Consider the following 26,095-nt stretch of genomic DNA (forward strand, 5'->3'; position numbering starts at 1 on the left):
TCAACCGATTCCGACGCCCGCACCACTCCACAGCGGGCTGGAGGTAAGCACCTCGGCCCCGTCGGCGGTGACGTGCACGGCGTCGCGGCTGAACACCGCACCCACACCCTCCTGCCAGACGTAGCCGCTGACCGCGAGCACCATGCCGGGTTCGAGCAGTTCGTCGGCGATGGTGGACCGCAGGGCCGGGGTCACGACGGGCGAGTCGTAGCCCAGGCCGAGGCCATGGGCGACGGGCATCGAGGGCAGCGGCTCGCCGGCCGCCTCGTAGGCGGTGAGCAGCCCACTCGCGGGGCGACCCGCCCGGCACGCGTCCAAGAGGTTGTCCCACAGCCGGTTCCAACGATCGTAAAGCCGCGGGACCGCCGATCCTTCCACCTCACCGACGGGCCACGTGCGGCCGACTTCGCCGACGTAGCCGTCGGCCAGGGTACCGGCAGAGAACGCCACCAGATCGCCGTCTTCGATACGGCCGTCGCTGCGGGCACGCCGCCACGGGTGTTCCTTGCTGGTCACCCAGGCGCCGTCCTGGGTGGCGGGCGTGGTGACCCCGCCGGCGGCCATCGCTTCCATCAGCGCACCGGTCAGCGACTTCTCGGTCGTTCCGGCCGCCAACTCGGCTCGGGCCGCGTCCAGCGCCGCTTCGGCCACGGTGAGCGCGCCGCGGAGCACCGCGATCTCGTCGGGAGTCTTGATCCGCCGGGCCGCCCGCAGCGCCGGCTCGGCGTCGACGAGTTCAGCGTTGGGAAACGCCATCGGCAGCAGTTGCGCGAATGTCGGTGTCAGCGAATCGGTTCCCACCCGCTTGGCGGTGGCGGCTCCGGGCAGCGCCTTGAGCACCTCGACGAGTGTCATCGGATTCCACGCCAGCCCGTAGAGGTGGTCGTGAGGAATCTCGTCGGGGATGCCCTCGTCCCAGGTGCTGTTGAGGTGTATTTCGCCGGTCGAGCGGACGACCTCGCAGATCGGTCCGAACGGCCGGGTGCCCGCCACCCACAACTGCGGGGCACCGGTCACATAGCGCACATTGGCCTGCCGGCCCAGCACCAGGATGTCGATGTCGCGTTCTTCCATCTGGGCCAGCGCGCGCTCACGGCGACCGCGCCGCAGATCGGCTGCGTCAGGCAGAATCTCGAGTGCCATTCAGTTCAGTTCCGTCCGTAGGGGGCGTAGGGGTAATCGGTGATGGACTGATAACCGTCGTCGGTGATGACCACGATCTCCTCGCTTCGATAGCCACCGGTGCCGTCCTCCCACACCACGGGTTCGAGCACGAGCAGCATCCCGGCCGGGAACACGAAGTTGTCGTCGAATTCCTCACCCAGATCCGTTCCGATCATCGGCATTTCGGCGGCGTTGGTGCCGATGCCGTGACCGAGGTAGAAGTGCGGTAGCCACGGCTTGGCTCCGCCGTTGGCGGCGATCCCCGCGCGGGCCAGGTCACCGCTCGTGGCGCCGGCCTTGGTGACCGACAGCACGGCCGACAGGATTTCCCGCCACTTCTCATACTGCGCCTGCTGACGGTCGTCCGATTCGTCGCCGACCAGCCAGGTGCGGCCGAAGTCGGAGCAGTATCCCTTGTAGGTGATGCTAACGTCGGTCCACAACACGTCGCCGCGTTCAAGTTCGCGTTCGGTGGTCAGCAAGGGCAGCGCCAGGTCTCCGGTGGTGGTCCAGACCGAACCGCTGGTCTTCGTCGTGGGCATCACCTGCCAGATGGCCTCGAGCATGTTGGCCGTCGCGCCGAGTTCGAACGCGCGCCGGACGAACGCCGCCGAAAGGTCGACCTGCCGAACGCCGGGGGCAAGCGCCTTCTGTACATCGACCATCGCCTCTTCGGTGATACGGCAGGCGGTTCGGACGCATGAGATCTGATCGGGCGTCTTGACCAGCTTGGCCGGCCCGACGACCTGCGCGGCGTCCGACGGTGGACCCGACGGGAACAACGTCGCCGACGCTCGGCGCATGGCGCCGGTGAGCTCGTCGACCGCGACCTTGCCTCCGGCAGGAACCAGATCGGCCAGCACCTTGGCGAATTGTTCGACGCCCTCGTCGAATTCGAGGTACAGCGGCCCGTGCACATGGTCCTCCGGTACCTCGCACTGCCATGACGACCCCTCCCGCAACGGCATGAACAGGTGCGGATGCGGGTCGTCGGCGAGCACGATCGCCACCGGGCGTTCCACGTGTGAGAGCCCGGCGTCGAGCAGCGGCCAGCTAACGCCGGTCGCATACACGACATTGCCGTTGCCGAGCAGGACGAGCGCGTCGACACCCTTGTCCCTCATCGAATCGCGCAGCCGGGCACCGCACTCGCGGTACATGCGGGCGAGGTCGGGAAGGTCCGGAATGTCGAACTGCGCCGCGTGCGGAGCGAATGCGGTCACGAGATCCCCAGGAAGTTCTTGATGTTGGTGCTGACGATCTTCACCGCCTTCTCGGGTCCGACCGCGTCGACGACCGTCTTCAGCGACTTCTCCGAATAGCCGAACGTCGACTCGTTGTGCGGATAGTCCGACGACCACATCACGTTGTCGACGCCGATCTTGTCGATCAGCTCCAGGCCGAGCGGGTCGACCATGAACGACGCGCACATGTGGTTGTCCCAGTAGTGCCGGACCGGATGTTCGAGCTGATGGTTGAACATGTGCCGGTACGACGCGAGCATGTGCTCGGCGTCCTGCAGAGCCGTTGGCACCCAGGCGATACCGCCCTCGAACCAACCGATCTTCAGTGACGGGTGACGGTCGAGGATGCCGGAGAACACGTACTTGGCGAACTGTTCGCGGAACGAGTCGACGTTGACCATCATGCCGACCACGACGCTGTTGTGCTGGCACGGCGTCTTCGGCGGCGTCTCACCGATGTGGTGGCTGACCGGCACGCCTGAGGCCTCGATCTCGTCCCACACCGCGTCCATGTCGGTGCTGCCGTAGTCGTAGATGTTGCCGTCGTCGTCCTTACCGGGATTGAGCGGCAGCAGAAATGTCCGCAGCCCGAGCGCCTTCAGCTCCTCGAGCGTGCTCCTGGTGCCCTTGGGGTCCCACCAGTTGATCAGCCCGACGCCGTAGAAGTGACCCTTGCTGCGCTCCTGCAGATCGGCGATGTGCTCGTTGTAGATCCGGAAGACCCGCTCGCGCAACGCCTTGTCCGGATAGTGGAACAGCGCCAGCACCGCGTTCGGGAACGCGAGCTCTTTGTCGATGCCGTCCTCTTTGAGCTCGCGGACCCGGGCCTCGATGTTGTTCGACGCCGCGCCTGCCAGGTCGTCGTACTGCATCAGCACGCGGCCGAAGTCACCACCGGTCCAGGCTTTGCCCTTCATGCCGACCATATAGGCGCCGTCCTCGTACCAGATGCGCGGCGCCGCGCCCTTGAGCTCCTCGGGGAAGCGGTCGTAGAAGATGTCGTCGGCCACCGAGATGTGATTGTCGGCGGAGAAGATCTCGGTGCCGGTGGGTAATCCGAAATCGCCTGTGGCGTGGCCCTTGCGGTGCTTGGGTGCGCCGAACCCCTCGGGGGGATACAGGGTTGCGGTACTTGGTGCTGACATCGTTGACACTCCAATCGGGCTGGGGAACGGACCTGACTACCAGGTCACCGGAAGTTCGTAGACGCCGTAGGCGAGCCGGTCGTGTTTGAACGGCACATCCTCGAGCGGCACGGCCAGTTGCAGCGTCGGGATGCGCCGCAACAGGGTGTGGAACACGATCTGCAGTTCGGCGCGGGCGAGCTGCTGCCCGACGCATTGATGCCTGCCGTAACCGAAGCCGAGCTGCTGCCCGGCGTCCCGACCGAGGTCGAGTTTGTCGGGTTCGGGATAGGCGCTCGCGTCCCAGTTCGCCGGGGCCAGGTCGAGGATGATGCCCTCGCCCGCGCGGATGGTCTCACCGGCGATCTCGATGTCCTCGATCGCGACGCGCCGCTGGCCGTTCTGGATGATCGACAGGTAGCGCATCAATTCCTCGACCGCGTTCGCGATGAACTTCGGGTCGTCCGAATCCCGCAGGAGCGCCGCCTGTTCGGGGTTCTCGAGCAGCGCCAACACACCGATTCCGATCATGTTGGCGGTGGTTTCGTGGCCGGCGATGAGCAGGCCGGTACCGAGCTGCGCGGCCTCCTTGACGCTGATCTCGCCGGCGTTCACTCGCTCGGCCAGGTCGGAGACGGCGTCCTCCGACGGGTTCTCCATCTTCGCCTTGACCAGGTCGCTGAGGTACTTCGCCAGGCCCATCGCACCCTTCTGGCCGTCCTCGGCGGAGGCGTAGCGGGCCAGGCCGACGTTGGCGTGGTGCTGGAAGAACTCGTGGTCTTCATAAGGCACGCCGAGCATCTCGCTGATGACCCGCGTGGGCACCGGCAGTGCGAGCTTCGCGACGATGTCGGCCGGTTGCGGGCCGGCGAGGATGTTGTCGATGCACTCGTCGGTGACCGCCTGGATGGCGGACCGCAACCCTTCCACCCGTTTGAAGGTGAACGGCTTGGACAGCATCCGGCGGAACCGGGTGTGCTCCTCGGCGTCGGAGGTGAACACCGAGCGCGGCCGTTTGTACACCGTGGACAGCATGTGCTCGTTCCAGTGCGGGAAGCCCTCGATCCGGTCGTCGACACTGACCCGGGAATCGGCGAACAACTCGCGGGCCACCGCGTGCCCGGTGATCAGCCACGGAGTGGTGCCGTTCCAGATCCGCACCCGCGAAAGCGGTTTCACCTCACCCATCTCGAGCATCTGCGGCGGCGGGGCGAACGGGCAGCGGGCGTCGCGCTCCATCGGGTATTCGGGGATATCCGCGGAGACGTCGGGGGTTCCGGTCAAGGTCTCAGACATTCAGTCCTTCTCATTCCTCGATGTGGATGGCGAGTGCGGGGCAGGCCGCCGCCGCCTTGCGGGCGTCGTCGGCCTGGTCGTCCGCCGGGCTGGCGTTCAGCAGGACCACGACACCGTCGTCGTCGCGCTGATCAAAGATTTCGCTTGCGTTGAGCACGCACTGACCGGATGACACACACTTGTCTTGATCGACAGTCAGTTTCATGATGTCGGGTGCTCCGTGACAGGCGCCTGCCACAACCCGACGATCGCGTCGATGAGCCCGGACGCCGCGGAGTTCCAGGTGGTGCGCGGCATGTCGGCCCCCTCGGCGAAGGCACGTTCGAAATCGGCGCAGGTGTGCATCATCAGGTTGCGAGCCATGATGTTTCGTTCGGTGACCACCGCGGGCGGCAGGTCCGGCAGGCAACGGGTGATGCCGACGACGACGCGTTGCACCGACGGCGACTCTAGAGCGCCCTTCACCACGATCTTGTGATACTCGGGGTCGGCCAGGGCCTGCGCGGCGAAGCGCGCGTACCACGTCGGGGTCCCGATCTGGGCCAGGTGTTCGGTGAGCGAACGCACCAGGCAGGCGACCCAGTCGCGCAGATCGGTCGAGTCGCCGATCTCGCCGACCATCCGCGACAGCAGACGCTCGGTCGACACGCGGTGCTTCTGCTCGATGGCCCGCACCAGGTCGGCCTTCGTGCCGAAGTGGTAGCCGACCGCGGCATTGTTGCCCTGACCGGCGGCCTCACTGACCTGACGGTTCGATACCGCATAGACACCGTGCTCGGCGAACAGTCGCTCGGCGGCGGCCAAGATCGCTTCCCGCGTGGTGCTGGCTCGTTCGGTGCGCACGCTTCTGGCAGTGGTCACCGTCACAGTCAACCGCTCCCCGGCCCTTAAGTCAAGCGACTGATTTAAAGTTGTCATGGCCGTCATGACTTCGGTTTACGGACGATCACCTTCCCGGCACTGGTGCCGCCGTCGATGGGAAGGACGGTTCCGGTGACATACCGGGAACGGTCCCCGGCGAGGTACAGCGCGGCCTCGGCGACGTCATCGACGGTGCCCTCGCGTTTCAAGGGCCGGTCGTTGCGCATCTGTTCGCGAATCTTGGCCTCGAACGCCTCGAGCCGTTCGAGGTCTTCCCCCGTCGCCGACTTGCGCACGATCGCGGTCCGGATGTTGCCGGGCGCGAGTGCGTTCACGCGAATCTCGTAGTGCGCCAAGTCGATCGCCGCCGACTTGGTGAACTGAATGACGGCTGCCTTGGACGCCCGGTATGTCATCACTCCGCCGCCGGCCTGGATGCCACCGATCGAGGTGAGGTTGATGATGGACCCACCACCGTGTTTCGACATGTGCCGGGCCGCGTCGCGTGTTCCGGCCATGACGGCAAGCACATTGATCGCCATCACCTGATGAAAATCGGCCAGGTCGTCGTCGAGGAACTTGGGGAACATCTTGCCCGACACGCCCGCGTTGTTGACCATCACGTGCAGGCCGTCGAACTCCTCGACCGCCGTCGTCACCAACCGGGTCACCTGATCGATCTCGGCCACATCGGTTTCGACGAAGCGGATGGAATCGCCGAGGTCGGCCACGAGTTGGGCGCCGCCCTCGCGGTCGATGTCACCGACGACAACCTTCGCGCCCTCGGCGCAGAACCTTCGCACCAGCCCTTCGCCGAGCCCGGATGCGCCGCCCGTGACGACCGCAACCTTGCCCTCGAGTTCGCCGCTCATGCCGCCCCTTCGTGTAAGTCGGCCAGGAAGCCGAGCAGTAGTTCGTTGACCGCGTCGGGCTGTTCGATCTGCGGGCAGTGCCCGGCCGCGTCGATCACCGTCGACCGGCCGCCGCGGATCTGTCCCGCGATCTCGGCCGCCCACCCAGGGGGCAGCAGTTTGTCACCGCCGCCCTCGACGACCAAGGTGGGCACCGTGATGCGATCGTAGGCCCGGGTGCTCGACGGCAGCGGCGGGGCCTCCAGGCCCGGTCGCCGAAACCGGGCGGCCGCCAGCGCTTCCCACGCCCCGGGCGCGATGCTCGCCTCGTAGCGACGTTGGACGTATGCGTCGTCGGCGGGATAGGACGTGTCGTAGAACAGCGCTGTCACGATCCGGCGCATCCCGGCGATCGTCGCGTCGTAGTCGTAGAGCGCGGCCGAGTGCTCGTTGCGCTGGATCTCGCCGCCGCCGCAGATGGCCACCAGGCTTCGTGCCGGCAGCACTGGCGCTTCCGAGGTGGCGTCGACGAAGAGGTTGACCGCGCCCATCGAATTACCCACGAAATGCGCCGAGTCGACGCCGACGACCTCGCAGAACCGGGCGATGTGCCGGATCCGCATGCCGCGGCCGTCGTTGAAGTCGATGACCTTCGCCGACTCGCCGAACCCGAGCATGTCGAGCGCGAGCACGCGGTAGTGCGTCGCGAGCGCGGCGATGTTGTGTTCCCATCCGATCTCTGCGCCGGCGCCGAATTCACCGCCGTGCAGCAGGACCACCGGATCGCCATCGCCCGCTTCGAGATAGCCGGTGACGTGGCCGTCGACGAGCACCGATTTGCGTTCGGCCTGCGTCACGCGGTCTCCCGGGCGGTCTTGGCGAAGAAGAGCACCTGCGTGGCGAGCATATCGAGCTGATTCTTGGTGGCGTCGTGGACCAATTCCCCTGCTGCGTCCCAGATCTCGTCGGCGGAGTTGATCGCGACCCCGAGCGGGGTCGGCCACGCGCGCAAGGCGTGCCCGATCGACCGCAACTGCCCGAGGGTGCCGACCGCGGCCTGCCAGCCGTAGGCGCAGCTGATGCATCCCCAGGGTGTGTTGTCCAGATAGACGCGTGGATCCTCGCGCAGGTCCTCGATGTAGTCGAGCGCGTTCTTGACCAAACCGGAGATCGCCCCGTGGTATCCGGGCGAGCCGACGACGACGGCGTCCGCATCGCGCAGCGCGCCGACGAGTTCGAGGGCAGCGGGCGTGCGCTCCAGCGAGTGCGGCGCGTACATCGGTAAGTCCAGATCGGGGCCCGCGAACAGCCTCGTCCGCCCGCCTTGCTGCTCGACCGATGCCAGGCAGTATCGCAGCGCGCGTTCGGTCGACGAGTTCGCTCGCAGGGTGCCGCCGAGTCCGACGACGAACGGCGCACCGCCGGTTGTGGTGCTTGCGGTCATGTCCTCACCTACTACTTGATTGCGATCGGACTGACGGGAGCGCCCACCGCGCCAACGACTTTCAGCGGCGGGGCGATCAGCTGGAACTCGTAGACGCCGTCGGCGGCACAGTCGGCCGTCAGCCCGGTGAGGTCCCAGTACTCACCGAACATCAGGCCCATGTCACGCAGGCAGACCATGTGCATGGGCAGAAACGTGCCCTCCACACCGTTGGCCGGATCGGGGTCCTCGACCATCAGATTGTCGGCCGCGACCGCCGCGACGTCGTGGTCGTGCAGCCACTGTGCGCACGTCCAGTCCAGACCGGATCCCGGCTCGGCACCGTCTCCGGTCGACAGGAATCTCGTCCACCAACCAGTGTGGACCACGACGATGTCCCCCGCCGTGATCGTCACGCCCTGGGCCTTGGCGATATCGTCGAGTTCGGCTGGGGTGACCGGATTTCCGGGTTCGAGGAAGACGTCGGCACCGCGGTGCTTGACCGCATCGAGCAGCACACCGCGGGAGGTGATGCCTTTGACGTCGACCTTCTCGATCCCGAGATGGAACGCGCCGAAACTGGTCACCGAGTCCGCGGGGAAGCCGTTGTAGAGCTTGTCCTCGTAGTAGACGTGCGAGATCGCGTCCCACTGCGTCGCCGCCTGCAGGGGCATCACGATCATGTCGTCGTTGAAGCGGAACGGGTTGTCGACGAAGAACTCGCTCAGTTGGTGCGCCACGGAGTTTCGCAGCCACTGGGGCCCGTACTGCACAAGTGTGTTCGCATCACCGCCGTCGACCGTCATCACATGGGTCGGGTTCGGCCGAAACTGAAACGCCCCCTGCGGACCGTTGGAGCCGAAGTCGCCGCCGAGCGGGATCACGGTTCCCTTCTTCACCAGTGACGCCGCCTCGGCGACCTTCTCGGACGTGATGAAGTTCAGCGTGCCCAGCTCGTCGTCGTCGCCCCAACGGCCCCAGTTGCGCACGTCGTCGGCGACGCGACGGAACTCTTTCATGCTGGCCATGAATTGCCTTTCACCGTGCCGATCTCCCCTTCACCGTCGCCGCACCGAATCCGCCAGGTCCGTCTCCCCCGTTGTGCCGCCGTCCACCCAGATCACCTGTCCGGTAAGATAACTGGCCGCGCTGCTGTTGAGGAAGGTCAGCACGCCGGCCTGCTCCTCGGGCTTGGCGGCCCGGCCCAACGGAGTCCGGAACGAGTCGAGGAATTCTTGGCCGTACGCGCTGCGCAACTGGTCGAGGATCGGCGTGTCGGTTACACCGGGTGCGGTGCAGTTGATGCGAATCCCCCTGGCCCCCAACGCGCTGACCTGAGCCATGCCGTAGAGGATGATCGCCTCCTTGGACAGCCGGTAACCGCCGCCGTCGGCGAGCGCCTCGGGATGGCGTTCGCACCATTCGATTCCAGCCTCGATCGAGTCCGTATCCACCAGCCCCGCGGTGACGGGGGCGTTCTGCCGGTACGCCGACGCCGCCAGCGACGACACGTTGGCGATCGCGGATCCGGTCCGCATCCGGGGCACCAGCGCCTCGGTGAACCGCCGGGTGCCCAGGAAGTTGATCGTCACCACGCGCAGCGGGTCTCCGATCCCCGACGAGACGCCGGCGACGTTGAACAGCGCGTCGACCGGGCCACCGATCGCGTCGGCGGCCCGGTCGATCGACGCCTGATCCGACAGATCGAGTTGGACGAACTCGCCCGCGCTTTCGGTCGGCGGCTTGATGTCGAGTCCGATCACCTCACCGCCGAGATCGTCGACCTGACGGGCGACATGGGCACCGATGCCCGAGGCGCATCCGGTGACGACCACACGGCGCCCGTCATAGCGCCACAGTTCCTCAGTTCGGCCCATGGCTCATCTCTGGCCGGCCCCGATCACTTCGCGGTCTTGGCGTCCGCGTCGGGGTTGCGGCTCGTCCACCCTTCTCCTGACTTGAGTTTCGCGGCCGCCGCCTCGATGCCCGCGTTCATCTCGTCCATGGCCAGCGACACCTCGTTGGCGGTGTAGTTCTGGCGGCCGGTGGGCAACCCGCCGAATGCGTAGCTCTCGTCGAAGACCGGCGCCTGCGACGGTGGCCGACGCGCTTCGACCTTCTCGATGACCGGTTCCAGTCGCTTGGCCTTCTCCGCCCGCGCCTTCTCATCGCGTTCGATGAATTCGGGCAGCACCTCCTTGCCCATCAGCTCGATGGACTCCATTGTCTCCTCGTGCCTGCGTGGCGTCAGCAACAGGATCAGCTCGTCGACACCGCTTTCCTCGTAGCCGCGGAGGAAGTTGCGCACCGTATCCGGGCTGCCGATGGGACCGCGGTCGGGCCCGTAGACGATGCTGGGATCCTTCTCGATCTCCTCGAGGTGACGCTTCCACACCCCGGTCCGGCCCGGCGTGTGCATGCCGGTCATGTAGTAGTGCATGATGCCGAACGCGAAGAAGCCGCCGCCCTTGCCGAGCCGTTCGATGGCCTGTTCGTCGGTGGGGGCCACCATCATCGACAGGTCGCCGCCGATGGCCAGGATGTTCGGGTTCATCTGCGGGGTGACCGGCGCCCCGTTGTCCTCGAATTCCTTGTAGTAGCCGTCCACCCGCTCCTTCAGCGGCCCCGGCCCGGTATAGGCGAAACTCAGTGCGCCGAGCCCCTTCTGGGCGGCCATGGCGACCGATGCGGGCCGGGTGCACGCCACCCACACCGGTGGGTGCGGCTTCTGCAGCGGTTTGGGCACCACGTTGCGCGGCGGCATCTCGATGTGCTGTCCCTTGAAGCCGGTGAACGGCTCCTCGGTCATGCATCGGATCGAAACCTCGAGCGCTTCCTCCCACTGCGCGCGCTTATCGGCGGGGTCCACACCGAAGCCGCCGAGTTCACCGACCGACGACGACTCGCCCGTGCCGAATTCGACTCGGCCATTGGAGATCAGGTCCAGGGTCGAGACCCGCTCCGCGACGCGTGCCGGGTGGTTGACAACCGGCGGCAGATGCATGATGCCGAAGCCCAGCCGGATGTTCTCGGTCCGTTGGCTGGCCGCCGACAGGAAAATCTCCGGGGCGGTGGAGTGGCAGTACTCCTCGAGGAAGTGGTGCTCGGTCAGCCATACCGTCGAGAACCCGGCCTTGTCGGCGAGCTCCACCTCGTCGAGGCCGTCCTGGAAAAGCTTGTGCTCGTCGTCTTCGCTCCACGGCCGAGGCAGTGGGAATTCGTAGAACAGCGAGATCTTCATTTCGTTACCTTTCGATGTGTATCGAGTGACGAATCGGTACTAGTGCCGGTCTGAACACCAGACCCGGACAGCTGCTCGGCGATGTGCTTGGCCGCGACATAGCCGAAAGTCATGGCGGGCCCGATGGTGGCGCCGGCGCCCGCATAGCTACGGCCCATCACCGCGGCCGAGGTGTTGCCGACGGCGTAGAGACCCTTGATGATCCCGTCGTCGGCGCGCAGCACCCTGGCGTACTCGTCGGTGCGCAGGCCGCCCGAGGTGCCCAGGTCGCCGAGAATGATCTGGAACGCGTAATACGGCGGTTCGCCCAACGGGTGCAGATTCGGGTTCGGCAGCGTTGGATCGCCGTAATAGTTGTCGTAGGCCGAATCTCCCCGGTTGAAATCGTCGTCGTGACCCTTGCCCGCCAGTTCGTTGAAACGCTCGGCGGTCCGGCGCAGTTGGTCCGGCGGCACGCCGATCTTGCCCGCGAGTTCCTCGAAGCTGCTCCCCTCCTGCACGACACCAGATTCCAGCCATGCCTTGGGCACCTTCCAGCCGGTCGGCACGGGCGCGAACGGGATCTTCGGAATTGGCAGGTGCCCGGCGACGACGTACCGGTGGAACGACCGGATGTCGGTGATCAGCCAGCACGGTATGTGGGTGACCCCGCTGTTCTGGCCTTCGATCATCGCGTGCGCGAAGTCCATGTAGGGCGCGGCCTCGTTGATGAACCGCTTACCCTCGCCGTTCACCACGAACTGCGATGGCATCATGCGTTCGTTGAGCATGAACTGCAGCCGTCCGTCGGGCCAGCAGATCGCGGGAAACCACCACGCCTCGTCGAGGAGATCGGTCGAACCGCCCACCTTCTCCCCGGCCCGGATGGCGTCACCCATCGATGCGGGATTGCCGAAGCTCCAATCCTTTTCGAGCACTGGAAGGTGTTGGCGGCGCCATTCCATGTCGTGGTCGAAGCCGCCCGCGGCGAGGATGACGCCGTGGCGCGCCTCGATCCGCTGCTGACGGCCGTCACGCTCGACGACCGCACCGACGACTGCCCCGGCGACGTCGGTGATCAACTCGGTCATCGGGGCGTCGAGCCACAGCGGGATGTTCTGCTGTTTGAGCGCGAGCCGCATGCGAGCGGCCAGCGACTGGCCGATGGCCGCCATCCGGTCGCCGAAAACCCGCGCGCGGAACATCCGCCAGATCAGCTTGACCAGAACGGCTTTGCCTCGCCAGTTCTGCCGAACCTGATAGAACAGCCGAAGGTCTTTGGGCGCGAACCAGATTCCCTTCGGCGCCAACGCGAGCGGCTGCAGCAGGTGCTGCTCCTCGTCACCCAGTTTGCGCAGGTCGATGGCGGGCACGTTGATGGTGCTGCCCTGCGCGGACCCGCCCGGCACCTCTGGGTAGTAGTCGGCGTACCCCGGCTTCCACACGAATTCGAACCAGGGGCTGAGCTTTTCGAGGAACTCCATCATCTCGGGCGCGGTGCCGACGTACTGGCGCAAACGCGCGTCGCTGACCAGACCGCCAGTGATCTGGCGCAGGTACTCCACGACGCCGTCGGGATCCGGGACGCACCCGGCCTTGCGCTGCGCCGGAGCGCCGGGCACCCAGATGCCACCACCGGACAACGCGGTGGACCCCCCGAAGTGCGAGGACTTCTCGACGACGAGCGTGTCGAGACCGAACGCATCGGCGGCGAGCGCCGCGGTCATCCCGCCTCCGCCGGAGCCGACGACGAGCACGTCGACGCTGTGGTCGAACTTGTCAGACATCCAAAACCGCCGTCCTGACTGCGAACCCTGCGATCAATTCCGGCACCGCCCGGTAGAACCGTTGCTCGGTGCGGTACGGCCCATGCGCTGCCAGTGCGGCGAACGCCGCGATCCACGTGCGGACCTCGTGGGCGGAGTGACCGGCTTCCCGCTCTATCCAGTCGTTCGACCAGCCGTCCACTTCGGCCAGTCGGTTGTTGTCGATCAACTCGAGGAAGGCGGCGTCCCAGTCGGGGTTCAGCGGCTGCAGCGGGCTGTCGCCGTGTGCGAAGGCCTGCGCGGCGTCCATCACCGCGGTCTGCCTAGCCTGCCGCTGTTCCGGTGTCATCGCCACGCCGTGCACGATCCGATCCAGCGCGGCCGGTGGCGCGGTGGCCAACGTCGGCACTGGCGGATCATGCGACAGCCCACCGGATCCCACCACGAGAACCCGCTTGTCCAGCGTCGCGAGGAAGGTGCCGAGCGCCGCGCCCAGCGCCCGCACGCGGCGCACCGGGCCGAGCGGGGTGGCAACCGAGTTGATGAAGACGGGAATCACCGGCACGGCGGTCACATCACCGAACAGGTTCTGCAGCGGTTGGACGGTTCCATGGTCGACGTCCATGCTCGCCGAGATCGCGACGTCGATACCGGACTCGAGAACCGCTCGCGCACAGTCGGTCGCGATGTCTTCGGGCACGTTCAACGGCCCCGAGTGTGAGCCGTAGTCGCCGACGCCCTGGGCGGCCGTGCCGATGCAGAACGGCGGCATCGTCCGATAGAAGAACCCGTTGTAGTGGTCCGGGGAGAAGATGACGACGAGTTCGGGGTCGTACTCGCTGACGAACCGGCGTGCACCGGATATCGCCGTCTCGATGTCGTCAAGGAGTTCCCGTGACGGTCCCGGAAGGTTCAGTAGCGGGCTGTGCGACATGCAGCACAGGGCCAGTGTGCCCATGAGAACCGGTGCCTCCTTCCTGGGTCAGACAAAGGACGTCGAAGAGCGCTTCGCTGACGTCGGCGGCGCGCTGGGCGATGCAGGCCCCCGCGATGCAGCGATCGGGCCGCAGGAACAGCACCGAGTCGGTGTAGGTGTCGAACCACGACTTGAGCGCACCGGTCTTGTCGCCGACCACCACGACATCGTCGTCGTCGTGGCCGGGCCAGCGCAGCTGGGTCATCGGGCGGGCCTCGATGAACTCCGCGCCCAACGCTTTCCATCGGTTGAACGCGCTCTCACCCAGAATCGCGCGCAGATTGTTGCTCCAGCACAGCACCGCGAAGCCCGGGCCAAGGACGTCGTCGAGCAGCAGGTTCTGCTCGGTGCGGGTGTCGACGCGGGGTTGGATGAACAGCGTGCCCGTCGGCGACACCGCCCCGGTGGCACCCGCGCCGGGCGCGGAGTGGAACACAGCGCCCTGCTGGTAGCGCGGCATCGGCTTGAAACGCATCTCGAGGATGTAGCGTTTCAGGGACGGCACCACGGACGCGGCGTGAATGACCTTGTCCCGCAACGCCGCGACCCGGCGGTTTGTCGGCGAGATGACGCGGCCGACCATCGTGGACAGATCGATCATGGCGCGGGCGTGCTTGCGCCGCTCGACATCGTAGGTGTCCAACAGGGCAGCCTCGGCCTGACCGGTCACCACCGCGGCGAGCTTCCACCCCAGGTTGGCCGCGTCGCGGATGCCGCTGTTGTACCCCTGCCCCTGCCAGACCGGCATCAGGTGGGCGGCGTCACCGGCCAGCAGCATCCGGCCCTTGCGGAACGACCCGGCGATGCGCGAGTGATGCGTGTAGACCCGGTGCCGGATCATGTCGACCCGTTCGGGGTACGAAACCCGTTGCGCCAACATCTTTCTGACGAAGGCTGGGTCGTCGGCCTGCGCATCGGTCTCGTGCGGATGGATCAGGAACTCGAAGCGGCGGATGCCGTGGGCGATCGAGATCGACACATAGGGACGTGCGGGGTCCGCGCCGACCTCGCTGTTGGGGTGACCAAGCGGGTCGTTGGCAACGTCGACGACCAGCCATCGGGTGGAGGATGTGGTGCCGTCGAACGACACTCCCATCAACCGCCGGGTGACGCTGCGGCCGCCGTCGCATCCGACCACGTATCGGGCCGTCACCGGTGGGTTGCCGTCGGCGAACTGCACCGTCACCGCGTCGTCGGTCTGGTCGCAGTTCTCCATCCGGCATCCGAACCGGACCTCCACATGGTCGAATCGGTCCAGGCCGCTGAACAATTCGGCATCGACCATGGGTTGTACGAAGCCGTTGCGCTTGGGCCAGCCGAATCGGGCGTCGGGTGGTGCCATCTCGGCGAGCAGTCGTCGCTTGGCGTCGAAGAACCGCAGGATCTGATTCGGCACAGTGTGCGGTAGCACCCGGTCGACCAGGCCGATCGCCTGGAACGTCCGCAGCGCCTCGTCGTCGAGACCGACACCACGCGGATAGTCGATGAGCGTGTCGCGCTCCTCGACCACCAGCGTCCGAACCCGATGCAGGCCAAGGATGTTGGCCAGCGTCAGGCCCGACGGACCTGCGCCCACGATGACGACGTCGACGTCGGTCGCCGTCATCGCCGCCCCAGCAGGAAGTCCAGGTGCAGGCGATTGAACGTCTTGGGATCCTCGTACTGGGGCCAGTGACCGCAACCCGGCATCAGCTCGAAGCGGGAACCCGGAATCATCGAGGCGATGCGCCGCCCCTCGGCGACGTCGGCCGTGGGATCGTCACTGGTCCACACCACCAGCGTCGGCGCGGTGATCGATCCGTATTCCTGGGGCCCGAGCAGGTTGCGGGCCCGGATCTGCGGATCCTGCAGCGCCATGATGTCGCGCATCGCCGCCACGAAGCCGGGCTGGCGGTACACCCGCTGCCTGCTGGCGACGATGTCGTCGTAATCCTTTGTCTTGTCGGCCATCAGCCACTTGATGCGGGCCTGCACCGTCTCCCATGTCGGGTTCTCGGCGGCGGCCATCGACAGGGTGATGATCCGCTTCATCACCTCGGGATCGGCCTGCGATCCACCCGCGGTGTTGAGCACCAGCCGATCCAACCGGTCGGGATGGTCGACGGCGGCTCGGGCGGCGACCCAACCGCCGAGCGACTCGCCGCTGATGTGGGCACGCTCGGCGCCGACGGCATCGAGGAACGCCACCAGGTGGTCGACATAGTGGCGGACTTCGAGTGGGTGCCCGGGCTTGTCGGTGTAGCCATGGCCGAGCATGTCGATCGACCAGACCGAGAAGTATTCGGCGTGCGCCTCGAGGTTGCGCACGTATGCCTCCGCATGTCCGCCGGACCCGTGAAGGAAGACGAGCACCGGCTTGTCGGCGTCGCCGGCATGCAGATACCGGGTGCGGATTCCGCCGGCGTCGAGATAGCCCTGGGAGAACGCGACGCCCTGCAGATCGCTCCAGACGGACTCGAATTCGGCCGAGGCGGAACGCCCGTCGGCCGCCGCGGACGCCACCAGCGAATCCGGCTCAGACACGCTCACCCTCTCTTGACCGTGAGAATTGAATTCTCATATTCTGTAAGCACTTTGCTCATTTATCGCACATCCACGTGCACTATAGTCAGAGCATCACTCTCGTGACAGCTTGATGTCAAGGGAAGTCGAGGAAGGGACGCCATGCCTTCGGAGGGCGGAGCCCGACATCGGGTCGAGCAGGGCGGAGCCCGACATCGGGTCGAGCACGATCGAACCCGGCAGGGGACGGATCCGACCAGCGCCGTGCCCAACGGAGCGCCCGGCTCGCAGACGCTGGCCAGAGGCTTGGCCGCGTTGCAGCTGGTGGCCAGCTCTCGGACCGGCCTCACCGCCCAGCAGGTCGCCGACGACATCGGTGTCCACCGGACCATCGCGTATCGGATGCTCTCGACGCTGTCGCAGTTCCGGTTGGTGCTCAAGGGTGAGGACGGCCGTTACCGGTCGGCGGCGGCGCTGGCGGTGCTCGGGGCGTCGTTCGACAACAACGTGCGCCAGCTGAGCATCCCGACGCTGCGCGCGCTCGCCGACGAACTGTCGAGCACGGTGTCGCTTCTCGTCGCCGAGGGCGATCAGCAGGTGGCAATCGCCGTCATCGTGCCGACGAACGTCTTCTACCAACTGTCGTTTCACGAGGGCAGCCGTTATCCGCTGGACCGCGGCGCCGCGGGGATCGCGCTGCTGTCGAGCATGCCGCCGCGCCCCGGCGAGCGTGACCTGGTTCCGGTGACCCGGGAGCAGGGCTGGGTGATCACGCACGGTGAGATCGAGCCGAACACCTACGGGCTCGCGGTCCCGGTGCGCCGGCGGGCGCCGGCGCCGCCGACGTGTATCAACCTCATCTCGCATCGTGAAGACGTCCTGATGCGCGGTAAAGACGCGGTCGTCCGGGCGGCCAACGAATTGTCCGCGATCCTCAGCTAGATATCAGTCCAGCCGGAAGGAGCAGCACGTGACCGAATGGGATCATGACGTCGACGTGGTCGTACTCGGCAGCGGCGGAGCCGGTCTGACCTCCGCGCTGGCCGCCGCCGCCAACGGCGCGTCGGTGGAGGTCTACGAGAAGGCCGCCACCGTCGGAGGAACGACGGCGGTGTCGGGGGGGATCATCTGGATTCCGGCGCACAATCGGGCCGCCGAGGGTGAGTTGACCGTCGAGGACGCGATGGCCTACCTGCGGGCACAGTCGCTGGGCTACATGGACGACGACCTCGTCGAGACATTCGTACGCACCGGGCCGGAAATGCTCGATTTCGTTGAGGCACACAGTGATCTGCGGTTTGAGGTCGCCGAGGGGTTCCCGGACTACAAACCCGAGCTTCCCGGTGGACGCCCGGCGGGCGGGCGGTCACTCAACGCCAAACCGTTCGACTTGGGTCGGCTCGGTGAGTGGCGTGACCGCATCACCTCGTTTCCGGCCGATTTCAGCAACGTCGGCATCGACGCCGAGACCCGCGCGCGCATCCACGCCTCGGTCGACGACGAGTCCGGTGACTACTGCGTGGCGGGCACGGCCCTGATCGCCGGACTGCTCAAGGGCCTGCTCGACCTCGGCGTGGTACCGCACACCAACGCGCGTGCGGTCGAACTGCTCGCCGATCCGCTCGGCATCACCGGTGTGCGAATCTCGCAGGGCGACAAGAACTCTAATGTTCGCGCCCGCCGCGGTGTGGTGCTGGGAACCGGTGGGTTCGAGTGGGACCGCAAGCTGGTGGAGGCGTACCTGCGGGGGCCGATGCGCGGACCCGTCTCGCCGCCGAACAACACCGGCGACGGCCTGCGCATGGCCATGGCGCACGGCGCCGATCTGGCCAACATGGGCGAGGCGTGGTGGGTGCCGATCGTGCAGCTTCCCGGCGACAAGTTCCAGGGTCAGCCGCGCAGCCGCAGCGTGCGGCTGGAACGGACACGACCGCGCAGCATCATCGTCAACCGGGCGGGCAAGCGGTTCCTCAACGAGGCCGGCGAATACAACTCGATGGCGGGCCCGTTCCACTATCTCGACCCGAAGATCGGGTACGCCAACGACCCGGCGTGGATCGTGTTCGACTCGCTGCACCTGAAGAAGTACGGGTTCCTGGGCATCGAGCCGGACGGCCCTGCACCGGATTGGTTTTCGCCGTCGAAGGATCTGGATGAGCTCGGCGAGAAGACCGGCATCGATCCCGACGGGCTGGCGCGCACGCTGCGGACGTGGAACGACAGCGTGGCCGACGACGCCGACCCCGACTTCGGGCGCGGCTCGAGCGCGTACGACGGCTACTGGGGCGACGACAAGGCGCCGACGCCCGCCCGTCGCACCCTCGGCCCGATCGACACGCCGCCGTACTACGCCGTGCCGGTGTCGATCGGGGCGATGGGCACCAAGGGCGGCCCCCGTACCGACGCCGACGGTCGGGTGCTGCACGTCAGCGGGTCGGCGATACCGGGGCTGTTCGCCGCGGGCAACGCCATGGCGGGCGCGACCGGTAAGGCGTACGGCGGCGCCGGCGGGACGATCGGCCCGGCCATGGTCTTCGGATACCGCGCGGGTCTCGCGATCTCCGCCCGCGTGTAACCCCCTCCCTTTCCCTCGCGAGCAGACGCAAAACTGCCTATTTCACGCGGAAATTGGGCAGTTTTGCGTCTGCTCGCGAAGGAGTCAGGCGACCGCCATACCGATGAAGTAGCTGCTCAACAGGCAGGTCGCGACGAGAACCACCCAGCCGTCGGTGAGGCGGCACAGCCAGGCCGGGGCGTGGCGCACCTCCATGAACTCCCGGAAGATGATGCGCACCTTGATCAGTGCGATGGCGATCGCGCTGACGGTCACAACGGTACTCGCCTGCAGCGTGCCGTTCTGGTCGACCGCTTCGTCCATCCAGACGTAGGCCAGCGTCAGCAATGTCAGGACCGCCCACGCGATCACGAGCCTCTTGTTCGCTGCGTTGGTCACCGATCACCTCACCACGTAGAGCATTGCGAAGATCAGCACCCACAGGAAATCCACTGTGTGCCAGTATGTTGCGCCGGTTTCCACGAGTTCCTGCGAGCGTCGCGCCGGACTGCGTAACTGGTACACGACCACGCCCAACACGATGAAGCCGATGAGCACGTGAATGCAGTGCAGCGACGTGAGGAAGAAGTAGTGCTGGAAGAACTCGTCGCTGGTGAACGTGTTCCCCATCCGGATCTCCAGGATCCATTCGCACACCTTCGAGATGACGAACGTCGCACCGAGACCGACTGTCACCCAGGCGAACGTCATCGCCGAGCGGTAGGAGCCCTCGCGTGCGGCGCGAACACATCGAGCGATCGCCCACGAACTCGTCAGCAGGACAATGGTGTTGAACACTCCAATCCGCAGATCGAGATCCGCTTGGGACTCCAGGAAAAGATCCGCGTTCTGCGTGCGCAGTGCCAGGTAGACGGAGAAGTAGCCGGTGAAGAGCATGGCCTCGAACAGGACGAACAGCCACATGTCCGGCTGACCGGGAACGTGCCGTTGCGGCTTTTCCCCTAGCGTCTTCGATTCCGCGCCAACGAGATCGGTCATCGAAGCGCCTCCGCGGACTCGGACGGTTCGGCCGTGGCCTTCGGTGCAAGATCAGGCAGCGGACCCGTGCCGAAGTCCTCCCGCTCGATCATCTTTCGCAGCAACATGATGAACGCCGCGGTGTAGAGGATGAACACGACCATGTTGATCCACCACGCGATCGCACCGTTCCAGGCGAAGGCACCGCGCTGAAAGATCCAGGCCGGCGCGACGACGACTTCGGTCAGCGCGTTGCACAGCCCCAGATATGCGAACCACTTCGGGAACACGTTGTTCTTGTCCAGCAGAATCGCGACCAGCCAGACCACCGATCCGACCAGGAAGACCCCCATCGTTCCGCTGAACGATAGGAACGCGAAGTCATACATCCACACGATCAGTTCGGGGTCGCGGTCCGGCCGCAAAGCACCGACGGTCATCGCGATGGCCATCACCAGCATGCCGGGCAGGGCGGCGAGCGAATACATGATCAGGTACGAGTAGGCGAACACGCGGCTCACCGACATCCGCCACATCGAGTACGCCAGAAGGGCGTTCATCGGCGCGCACATGCCCGAGATCAGGAACACGACACCGAAGCCCGTCAGCAGGCCCAGATGGCGCGCCTCGAACCACTGGACGATCAACGGGGTGTCCCAGTCCGGGCTCGGCGGCGGTTGCACCCGCGTGACGAGGAAGAACAGCACGCCGTACAGCTGATAGAAGACCACCATCACCCACCACGCGAACCACAGCTCCCGCTTGGGGTGGTAGCGGAAATTCCAGATCAAGCGGCGCACCCGCGAATCGGTCGGTGCGTCGGGTGGCGTCGTCGTCGCCACTGTCGAGGTCCTCATGGGGCGACAGCGACTTCCGCTCGTTGGCGGCGGATGTTTTGGGCGAGAACGATTCCCATCACCGCGATCCACACGGCGATCGCGATGTTCTTGACCCAAAACGACAGCACTCCGTCCCACGCCACCGGGCCCTCGAACGTCACCGCCCCGAAGGCCGCCGGCATGAGGGCGAGGGCGATGAGCAGGTTGAAGTGGGCCACCCACGAGCGGAAAACAGGCCGCTCCTGGCGATCCCAGTAGATCGCCAACGCCAGCACCAGGCATTGCGCGATGAGGTACGGCACCAACACGGTGAAGGTGACCCAGGCCAGATCGTTGAGCAGCTGGGTGAGCTCGGGCGACCGCTCGGGCCGGAAGGACCCCAGCAGCCAGAACATATTCGCGATCAGGAACAGCGTCGGCGGACCGCCCGCACAGGCGATCAGGCAGTAGGACAGGATCGGCGTGCGGTGGGCCATCTTGCGTACCTGCATCGCCAGGAGGACCACCGTCGGGATCAAACCGACGCCGAACCAGTTGAACAGGATCATGCTGTAACGGATCCGTGCGGTCTCGTCGCGGTAGAACGCCGCCACTTCCTCGGCCGACATGGTCGGCGACATCGGGTGCAGAAAACCGGGAAACAGGAAGAACGCGGACACCCAGATGATCAGCATCGCGGGCAGCGCCCACAACATGATCAACTCACCGTCAGTTCGTCTCATCGTCCACTCCACGTTAGTTGCCGATCGGCTACTCGCACGGTAGCCGATCGGCAACCAAGCGGTCAATGCTCGGCTACCCTCGTGGATGTGGCCACGGCGGAGCAGAAATTCAGTGCGATCACCCGCACCGCTGCGCAGACCAGAGTCCTGGACGCTGCGCTCAAATTGATCGCCGAGCACGGCGTGAGCGGCACCTCGCTGCAGATGATCGCGGACGAGATCGGCGTGACCAAGGCCGCCGTGTACCGGCAGTTCAAGACGAAGGAAGATATCGTCATCGCGATCACCGAGCGGGAGATGGGCCGACTCGAGGACGCGTTGGAAGCCGCCGAGGCGGCCGGCCACGGGCTCAAATCCCGGGAGATCCTGCTCGACCGGATGATCGACCAGGCCATCGAACGCCGTGGCGTCGTCAGCGCGCTGCAATTCGACCCCGTGATCATCCGGCTGCAGGGCGAACACGAGCCGTTCCAACGATTCATCGAACGGCTCTACGCCACGCTGCTGGGCACGCACGCCGGACCGGAGGCGCGCCTGCACGCCGCAGTGCTGTCGAGCGCGATCAGCGTCGCCGTCATGCACCCGCTCGTATCCGATCTCGACGCCGAAACCCTTCGTGCCCAACTGATTCGGATGTCGCGCCGGATGCTCGACATACCCGAGCCGGCTCAGGATTCGTCGCGTACGGCGAAGAGGCGCTCGGCGGCGGTGTAGGGGTCGTCGTCGCCGTCGGCCACCGCCGCGGCCAACCGGTCGAGTTCGGGATGGGTGCGCAGCAGCGTCTGCGCCAGCGACAAAATTTGGGACCTGGCCCGCGCTGCGCGCCGTTCCGGGCTGTCGGAGCGGTGATGCGCCTCGATCGCGTCGACGAGTTCGGGCAGGCCCTCACCCTGCGCCGCAACGAGTTTCAGGACCGGCGCCATGGTCTCGGCACGCAGATCGCGCACGGTCTGGTCGGCCCCTTCGCGGTCGGCCTTGTTCACCACCACGATGTCGGCCACTTCCAACAGGCCGGCCTTGGCCGCCTGCACGGCATCGCCGGCGCCGGGATTGAGGATGACGACGGTGGGATCGGCGACGGCCGCGATCTCGATTTCGGACTGTCCGACGCCGACGGTCTCCAGCACCACCAACCCGTAGGACAGCGCCGCGAGCACCCGGATCGCCGCGGGCACGGCCGCGGCCAGTCCACCGAGGTGTCCGCGCGCGGCCACGGACCGGATCAGCACGTCGGGGTCGTTGATGTGGGCGGCCATCCGGATCCGGTCGCCGAGCAACGCTCCGCCGCTGTACGGCGACGACGGGTCGACCGCCAGCACCGCGACACGTTCACCGCGTTCCCGATATGCGCCCACGAGCGCCCCGACCGTCGTCGACTTCCCCGCTCCCGGCGGACCCGTCACGCCCACGACCCGCGGCAGGTCGACAGGTCCGAGCGCTTCGAGAAGCTCGCTGCGCCGGGGGCTTTCGACAACGCTGAGCAGCCGGCCGGTCGCGCGGGCCGATCCGTTGCGCGCCGCCTCGATGAGCTCGGCGAAGCGGTCTGAGCTGGTCATCGATTGGCAGTCTACGGAGCCGGCACCTCGATGACCGTGGCCGATCCCATCCCGCCGCCGGCGCACATCGCCGCGACCCCGATCCCGCCGCCACGCCTGCGCAGCTCGTGTACGAGGGTGACGAGCATCCGCGCGCCGGTGGCCGCGACCGGATGGCCGAGTGAACAGCCACTTCCGCTGACGTTGACGCGATCGGGATCGATGTCGAGCAATTTGACGGTCGCCACGCACATCGCCGCGAACGCCTCGTTGATCTCGAACAGGTCGACGTCGGCCATCGAAATGCCCGCGCGCTTGAGCGCTTTCGGGATCGCCTCGACGGGCGCGAGCCCGGTGAAGGCGGGGTCGACGCCGACCGACGCCCAGGCCTTGACGGTGCCCAGCGAGGGCAGGCCCAGCCGGTCGCTGGCCAGTGTCAGCACCGCGGCACCGTCGTTGGCGCCACACGCATTGCCCGCGGTGATGGAGAAGCCCTCGATCTCGGGATGCAGCGGTTTGAGCGCGGCGAGCTTCTCGATGCTGGTGTCGCGGCGCGGATGCTCGTCGGTGTCGAACATTCCGTACGGCGTCTCGATGCCGACGATCTCGTCCTTGAAGCGGCCCTCGTCGATCGCCTGGATCGCCTTGCGATGCGAGCCGAGCGCCCACTCGTCCATCTCCTCGCGGCTGACGCCCGCGCGGACGGCGGCGTTCCAGCCGACGGTGATCGACATGTCCATGTTGGGCGCGTCGGCGCGGTCGGGATGGGTGGGCGGGAACCAGTCGAGCATCGCGGCGTCCTTGGCGCTGCTGGCGCGGCGGGTGAAGCGCGGTGTGGTGGACGCGGAATTCACGCCGCCGGCGATCACCACCTGGTCCATGCCGGCGCGGATGCTCGCGGCGGCACTCTGCACGGCGGCCTGTCCTGCCGCGCAGTGCCGGTTGTTCGACAGCCCGGGCACCGAGGGCAGGCCCGCGGTGATTGCGGCGTGGCGGGCGATCACGCCGCCGCCGTAGAGGCCCTCGCCGAGGACGACATCGTCGATCGTCAACCCGTCGATCTCACCCGCCGCCGCGTCGACGACGTGTTCGGCCAGCTGATAGGCGTCGGTGTCTCGCAACGTCCCCTTCATCGCAGTACCGATGGGGGTGCGCAGGGCGGTGACGATCGCGGCTTCAGGCATGGGTTACTCCGTCTCGACAGTATGAGAATGCTATTCTCTCAAGCCGAGAGTGCCAGTTGCAAGAAGGGGAACCACATGCAAATCGCGGGTAGCTCGGCAATCGTGGTCGGCGGGGCCGGTGGCCTCGGCGAGGCGACGGTTCGGCGTCTGCACGGCGCCGGAGCCAAGGTCGTGGTCGCGGACATGGCCGATGACAAGGGCAAGAAGCTCGAAAGCGAACTCGGCGTGCGCTATGTCCGCACCGATGCGACGTCGGAGGAGTCCGTCAACGCAGCGATCGCCGAGGCCTCCTCGCTGGCTCCCCTGCGCATCTCGGTCGACACCCACGGCGGACCGGCGAGCGGCGGCCGGCTCATCGGCAAGGACGGCTCACCGCTGGCCCTCGACGGGTTCAAGACGACGATCGAGTTCTACCTCACGGCGGTCTTCAACGTGATGCGGCTGGCGGCCGCAGAGATCGCGAAGTCCGAGCCGCTCGATGAGGGCGCCCGTGGCGTCATCGTCAACACCGCGTCGATCGCCGGTTACGAGGGCCAGATCGGACAGCTGCCGTACGCCGCGGCCAAGGGCGGCGTGATCGGCATGACTCTCAATGCCGCACGCGATCTTTCGCCGCTGGGCATTCGTGTGGTCACCATCGCGCCGGGCACCATCAACACCCCCGCGTATGGGCGGGCCGCCGATCAGCTCGAGCAGTACTGGGGTCCGCAAGTGCCGTTCCCGAAGCGGATGGGCCGGTCGACGGAGTATGCGCAGCTGGCGCAGAGCATCGTCGAAAACGACTATCTCAACGGCGAAATCATCCGCCTCGACGGAGCGCTGCGCTTCCCGCCCAAGTAACTCCCTTCCCCTTCATCCGCGAGCGTGCGTGTTTGCACACGACACGCCGCGAAAGTTCAGCACTTCGCGCACCGTCGCGCCACCGCGACGGTGCGCGTTTGCATATGACCAGCCGTGCCTGTGTAAAGCAGGGCGCCAGGTGGCGACATCGTGTGCACGCTCGAGCTCCCCGAACGTGCACATAATGCCGAGAATGACCGGCGTGTCGCGCAGCAGACACGCACGCTCGCGCCAAGCCGAGCGCGCGCTACTTTTTCTTCGCGTTGAGTCGCGTGACGATTTCGCGGAAGTCGTCGGTCTTGAACGACTGCTCCTCTGCGGTGTTCGCGTAGTCGAGAACCGCCAGCACCGACCGCTCGAGGTGAATGTTCAACAGCCGCTTGGTGCTTTCGACCGCTTGGCGAGGCAGCTCCATGATCTTCTTCGCGCAGGCGATCGCCTCGCTCAGCGGGTCTTCGACGACGTGGTTCGCCAACCCCAGTTCGGCGGCGCGCTGCGCCGAAATACGCGCACCGGTCAGCGCGTACTCCTTGGCGTGCAGCAGGCTCATCTCCAGCGGCCACACCAACGGTCCGCCGTCGGCGGCGACCAGGCCGACCTGGACATGCGGATCGGCCAGGTAGGCGTCCTCTTTGATGTAGACGATGTCCGACAGCGCCACCAGGCTGCAGCCCAGGCCCATCGCGGGGCCGTTGACGGCCGCCACCACGGGAATACGGCAGCGTGCCATGCCGAGCACGATCTCGCGGCCGTGCAGGATCGTCTTGGCCCGCAGGTCGGCGTCCTGGCGCAACTCCTCAAGGTAACCGAAGTCGCCGCCGGCCGAAAAGGCCCGTCCCGCACCGGTGATCACCGCGGCGCGCGCCTCGCGGTCCTCGGCCAGCCGCGGCCACAGCCAGGCGAGCCCGCAGTGCAGGTCGTCGTTGACCGAGTTCAGCGAGTCCGGTCGGTTCAGCGTGATGATGCGGAGCGCACCGTCGGCCTGGACGTCGATCTCCGGGGGTAGGTCGTACAAC

General features: G+C 66.5%; 27 protein-coding genes. 4 read left to right on the plus strand and 23 right to left on the minus strand.

Annotated features, from left to right (window positions below):
• From A5650_RS10655 to A5650_RS10730, 16 genes are read right to left on the minus strand one after another with little or no spacing between them, the layout of a single operon-like run.
• Positions 1–1,143, minus strand: coding sequence for a M24 family metallopeptidase (locus A5650_RS10655; RefSeq protein ID WP_067290290.1), 1,143 nt, complete (start codon positions 1,141–1,143; stop codon positions 1–3).
• A 5-nt stretch (positions 1,144–1,148) separates the two neighbouring features.
• Complete coding sequence (locus A5650_RS10660) at positions 1,149–2,387, minus strand: M24 family metallopeptidase (protein ID WP_067290292.1); 1,239 nt, start codon at positions 2,385–2,387, stop codon at positions 1,149–1,151.
• Positions 2,384–3,553: an amidohydrolase family protein gene (locus tag A5650_RS10665; protein WP_067290296.1), complete on the minus strand. Its 1,170-nt coding sequence runs from the start codon at positions 3,551–3,553 to the stop codon at positions 2,384–2,386. The genes A5650_RS10660 and A5650_RS10665 overlap by 4 nt, the downstream gene beginning before the upstream one ends.
• 36 nt (positions 3,554–3,589) lie before the next feature.
• On the minus strand, positions 3,590–4,828 hold the full coding sequence (locus A5650_RS10670; protein ID WP_067290300.1) for a cytochrome P450: 1,239 nt from the start codon (positions 4,826–4,828) through the stop codon (positions 3,590–3,592).
• A gap of 10 nt (positions 4,829–4,838) precedes the next feature.
• Positions 4,839–5,033, minus strand: coding sequence for a ferredoxin (locus tag A5650_RS10675; protein WP_064346517.1), 195 nt, complete (start codon positions 5,031–5,033; stop codon positions 4,839–4,841).
• The gene (locus tag A5650_RS10680; protein ID WP_067290565.1) at positions 5,030–5,746 is read right to left on the minus strand and encodes a TetR/AcrR family transcriptional regulator; all 717 of its coding nucleotides are present in this window, start codon (positions 5,744–5,746) and stop codon (positions 5,030–5,032) included. Before A5650_RS10680 ends, A5650_RS10675 begins: the two co-directional genes overlap by 4 nt.
• Before the next feature lie 5 nt (positions 5,747–5,751).
• Positions 5,752–6,561: an SDR family NAD(P)-dependent oxidoreductase gene (locus tag A5650_RS10685; RefSeq protein WP_067290303.1), complete on the minus strand. Its 810-nt coding sequence runs from the start codon at positions 6,559–6,561 to the stop codon at positions 5,752–5,754.
• Complete coding sequence (locus A5650_RS10690; protein WP_067290307.1) at positions 6,558–7,397, minus strand: alpha/beta fold hydrolase; 840 nt, start codon at positions 7,395–7,397, stop codon at positions 6,558–6,560. Before A5650_RS10690 ends, A5650_RS10685 begins: the two co-directional genes overlap by 4 nt.
• Positions 7,394–7,984, minus strand: a complete 591-nt coding sequence (locus A5650_RS10695; RefSeq protein ID WP_067290310.1) for an NADPH-dependent FMN reductase — start codon at positions 7,982–7,984, stop codon at positions 7,394–7,396. The genes A5650_RS10690 and A5650_RS10695 overlap by 4 nt, the downstream gene beginning before the upstream one ends.
• 11 nt (positions 7,985–7,995) lie before the next feature.
• On the minus strand, positions 7,996–8,991 hold the full coding sequence (locus A5650_RS10700; RefSeq protein WP_067290313.1) for a cyclase family protein: 996 nt from the start codon (positions 8,989–8,991) through the stop codon (positions 7,996–7,998).
• Between the two features lie 30 nt (positions 8,992–9,021).
• Complete coding sequence (locus A5650_RS10705; RefSeq protein ID WP_067290316.1) at positions 9,022–9,840, minus strand: coniferyl-alcohol dehydrogenase; 819 nt, start codon at positions 9,838–9,840, stop codon at positions 9,022–9,024.
• A 23-nt stretch (positions 9,841–9,863) separates the two neighbouring features.
• The gene (locus tag A5650_RS10710) at positions 9,864–11,204 is read right to left on the minus strand and encodes an LLM class flavin-dependent oxidoreductase (protein ID WP_067290319.1); all 1,341 of its coding nucleotides are present in this window, start codon (positions 11,202–11,204) and stop codon (positions 9,864–9,866) included.
• Positions 11,201–12,970, minus strand: a complete 1,770-nt coding sequence (locus A5650_RS10715; RefSeq protein WP_067290322.1) for an FAD-binding protein — start codon at positions 12,968–12,970, stop codon at positions 11,201–11,203. The genes A5650_RS10710 and A5650_RS10715 overlap by 4 nt, the downstream gene beginning before the upstream one ends.
• Positions 12,963–13,907 (minus strand): 3-carboxyethylcatechol 2,3-dioxygenase, encoded by a 945-nt coding sequence (locus A5650_RS10720; protein ID WP_082950712.1) that lies wholly within the window; start codon positions 13,905–13,907, stop codon positions 12,963–12,965. Before A5650_RS10720 ends, A5650_RS10715 begins: the two co-directional genes overlap by 8 nt.
• Positions 13,831–15,531: a bifunctional 3-(3-hydroxy-phenyl)propionate/3-hydroxycinnamic acid hydroxylase gene (locus tag A5650_RS10725; protein ID WP_067290327.1), complete on the minus strand. Its 1,701-nt coding sequence runs from the start codon at positions 15,529–15,531 to the stop codon at positions 13,831–13,833. Before A5650_RS10725 ends, A5650_RS10720 begins: the two co-directional genes overlap by 77 nt.
• On the minus strand, positions 15,528–16,448 hold the full coding sequence (locus A5650_RS10730) for an alpha/beta fold hydrolase (protein WP_231992594.1): 921 nt from the start codon (positions 16,446–16,448) through the stop codon (positions 15,528–15,530). The genes A5650_RS10725 and A5650_RS10730 overlap by 4 nt, the downstream gene beginning before the upstream one ends.
• Before the next feature lie 141 nt (positions 16,449–16,589).
• On the opposite strand from A5650_RS10730, the gene A5650_RS10735 reads away from it, so the two are divergent.
• A complete protein-coding gene (locus A5650_RS10735; protein ID WP_082950713.1) occupies positions 16,590–17,369 on the plus strand; it encodes an IclR family transcriptional regulator in 780 nt (259 codons plus the stop codon).
• A 28-nt stretch (positions 17,370–17,397) separates the two neighbouring features.
• The gene (locus A5650_RS10740) at positions 17,398–19,002 is read left to right on the plus strand and encodes an FAD-dependent oxidoreductase (protein WP_067290336.1); all 1,605 of its coding nucleotides are present in this window, start codon (positions 17,398–17,400) and stop codon (positions 19,000–19,002) included.
• Between the two features lie 84 nt (positions 19,003–19,086).
• On the opposite strand, the gene A5650_RS10745 is transcribed toward A5650_RS10740, so the two are convergent.
• The 4 genes from A5650_RS10745 to A5650_RS10760 are packed head-to-tail and all read right to left on the minus strand — an operon-like array spanning position 19,087 to position 21,520.
• Complete coding sequence (locus A5650_RS10745; protein ID WP_067290340.1) at positions 19,087–19,380, minus strand: cytochrome C oxidase subunit IV family protein; 294 nt, start codon at positions 19,378–19,380, stop codon at positions 19,087–19,089.
• Positions 19,381–19,383: 3 nt separating this feature from the next.
• Entirely contained in the window at positions 19,384–19,980 is a 597-nt protein-coding gene (locus A5650_RS10750) for a cytochrome c oxidase subunit 3 (RefSeq protein ID WP_067290343.1), read from the minus strand.
• On the minus strand, positions 19,977–20,816 hold the full coding sequence (locus A5650_RS10755; RefSeq protein WP_067290346.1) for a hypothetical protein: 840 nt from the start codon (positions 20,814–20,816) through the stop codon (positions 19,977–19,979). Before A5650_RS10755 ends, A5650_RS10750 begins: the two co-directional genes overlap by 4 nt.
• Positions 20,813–21,520 carry a hypothetical protein gene (locus A5650_RS10760; RefSeq protein ID WP_067290568.1) on the minus strand — a complete coding sequence of 236 codons (708 nt, stop codon included), beginning with the start codon at positions 21,518–21,520 and terminating at the stop codon, positions 20,813–20,815. The genes A5650_RS10755 and A5650_RS10760 overlap by 4 nt, the downstream gene beginning before the upstream one ends.
• 87 nt (positions 21,521–21,607) lie before the next feature.
• Between A5650_RS10760 and A5650_RS10765 the strand changes: the two genes are divergently transcribed.
• Complete coding sequence (locus A5650_RS10765) at positions 21,608–22,234, plus strand: TetR/AcrR family transcriptional regulator (RefSeq protein WP_067290571.1); 627 nt, start codon at positions 21,608–21,610, stop codon at positions 22,232–22,234.
• Here the strand turns inward: A5650_RS10765 and meaB are convergent.
• Both meaB and A5650_RS10775 read right to left on the minus strand, forming a co-directional pair.
• Positions 22,189–23,076: a methylmalonyl Co-A mutase-associated GTPase MeaB gene (gene meaB / locus A5650_RS10770; RefSeq protein ID WP_067290350.1), complete on the minus strand. Its 888-nt coding sequence runs from the start codon at positions 23,074–23,076 to the stop codon at positions 22,189–22,191. The genes A5650_RS10765 and meaB overlap by 46 nt on opposite strands.
• 11 nt (positions 23,077–23,087) lie before the next feature.
• Positions 23,088–24,239 carry a thiolase family protein gene (locus A5650_RS10775; RefSeq protein ID WP_067290353.1) on the minus strand — a complete coding sequence of 384 codons (1,152 nt, stop codon included), beginning with the start codon at positions 24,237–24,239 and terminating at the stop codon, positions 23,088–23,090.
• Between the two features lie 75 nt (positions 24,240–24,314).
• On the opposite strand from A5650_RS10775, the gene A5650_RS10780 reads away from it, so the two are divergent.
• The gene (locus tag A5650_RS10780) at positions 24,315–25,079 is read left to right on the plus strand and encodes an SDR family NAD(P)-dependent oxidoreductase (RefSeq protein ID WP_067290356.1); all 765 of its coding nucleotides are present in this window, start codon (positions 24,315–24,317) and stop codon (positions 25,077–25,079) included.
• 247 nt (positions 25,080–25,326) lie between these two features.
• On the opposite strand, the gene A5650_RS10785 is transcribed toward A5650_RS10780, so the two are convergent.
• Positions 25,327–26,094: an enoyl-CoA hydratase/isomerase family protein gene (locus tag A5650_RS10785; RefSeq protein ID WP_067290361.1), complete on the minus strand. Its 768-nt coding sequence runs from the start codon at positions 26,092–26,094 to the stop codon at positions 25,327–25,329.
• Position 26,095 lies beyond the last annotated feature (1 nt).

Origin of the sequence: Mycobacterium sp. 1164985.4, assembly GCF_001668575.1 — a bacterium.
Taxonomy (GTDB): domain Bacteria; phylum Actinomycetota; class Actinomycetes; order Mycobacteriales; family Mycobacteriaceae; genus Mycobacterium.

Coding starts and splice junctions, on each gene's coding strand:
- A5650_RS10655 (WP_067290290.1), bottom strand. CDS start 1,143: ATGGCACTCGAGATTCTGCCTGACGCAGCCGATCTGCGGCGCGGTCGC.
- A5650_RS10665 (WP_067290296.1), bottom strand. CDS start 3,553: ATGTCAGCACCAAGTACCGCAACCCTGTATCCCCCCGAGGGGTTCGGC.
- A5650_RS10670 (WP_067290300.1), bottom strand. CDS start 4,828: ATGTCTGAGACCTTGACCGGAACCCCCGACGTCTCCGCGGATATCCCC.
- A5650_RS10675 (WP_064346517.1), bottom strand. CDS start 5,033: ATGAAACTGACTGTCGATCAAGACAAGTGTGTGTCATCCGGTCAGTGC.
- A5650_RS10680 (WP_067290565.1), bottom strand. CDS start 5,746: ATGACAACTTTAAATCAGTCGCTTGACTTAAGGGCCGGGGAGCGGTTG.
- A5650_RS10685 (WP_067290303.1), bottom strand. CDS start 6,561: ATGAGCGGCGAACTCGAGGGCAAGGTTGCGGTCGTCACGGGCGGCGCA.
- A5650_RS10695 (WP_067290310.1), bottom strand. CDS start 7,984: ATGACCGCAAGCACCACAACCGGCGGTGCGCCGTTCGTCGTCGGACTC.
- A5650_RS10700 (WP_067290313.1), bottom strand. CDS start 8,991: ATGGCCAGCATGAAAGAGTTCCGTCGCGTCGCCGACGACGTGCGCAAC.
- A5650_RS10705 (WP_067290316.1), bottom strand. CDS start 9,840: ATGGGCCGAACTGAGGAACTGTGGCGCTATGACGGGCGCCGTGTGGTC.
- A5650_RS10710 (WP_067290319.1), bottom strand. CDS start 11,204: ATGAAGATCTCGCTGTTCTACGAATTCCCACTGCCTCGGCCGTGGAGC.
- A5650_RS10715 (WP_067290322.1), bottom strand. CDS start 12,970: ATGTCTGACAAGTTCGACCACAGCGTCGACGTGCTCGTCGTCGGCTCC.
- A5650_RS10720 (WP_082950712.1), bottom strand. CDS start 13,907: ATGGGCACACTGGCCCTGTGCTGCATGTCGCACAGCCCGCTACTGAAC.
- A5650_RS10725 (WP_067290327.1), bottom strand. CDS start 15,531: ATGACGGCGACCGACGTCGACGTCGTCATCGTGGGCGCAGGTCCGTCG.
- A5650_RS10735 (WP_082950713.1), top strand. CDS start 16,590: ATGCCTTCGGAGGGCGGAGCCCGACATCGGGTCGAGCAGGGCGGAGCC.
- A5650_RS10750 (WP_067290343.1), bottom strand. CDS start 19,980: ATGACCGATCTCGTTGGCGCGGAATCGAAGACGCTAGGGGAAAAGCCG.
- A5650_RS10755 (WP_067290346.1), bottom strand. CDS start 20,816: ATGAGGACCTCGACAGTGGCGACGACGACGCCACCCGACGCACCGACC.
- A5650_RS10760 (WP_067290568.1), bottom strand. CDS start 21,520: ATGAGACGAACTGACGGTGAGTTGATCATGTTGTGGGCGCTGCCCGCG.
- meaB (WP_067290350.1), bottom strand. CDS start 23,076: ATGACCAGCTCAGACCGCTTCGCCGAGCTCATCGAGGCGGCGCGCAAC.
- A5650_RS10775 (WP_067290353.1), bottom strand. CDS start 24,239: ATGCCTGAAGCCGCGATCGTCACCGCCCTGCGCACCCCCATCGGTACT.
- A5650_RS10780 (WP_067290356.1), top strand. CDS start 24,315: ATGCAAATCGCGGGTAGCTCGGCAATCGTGGTCGGCGGGGCCGGTGGC.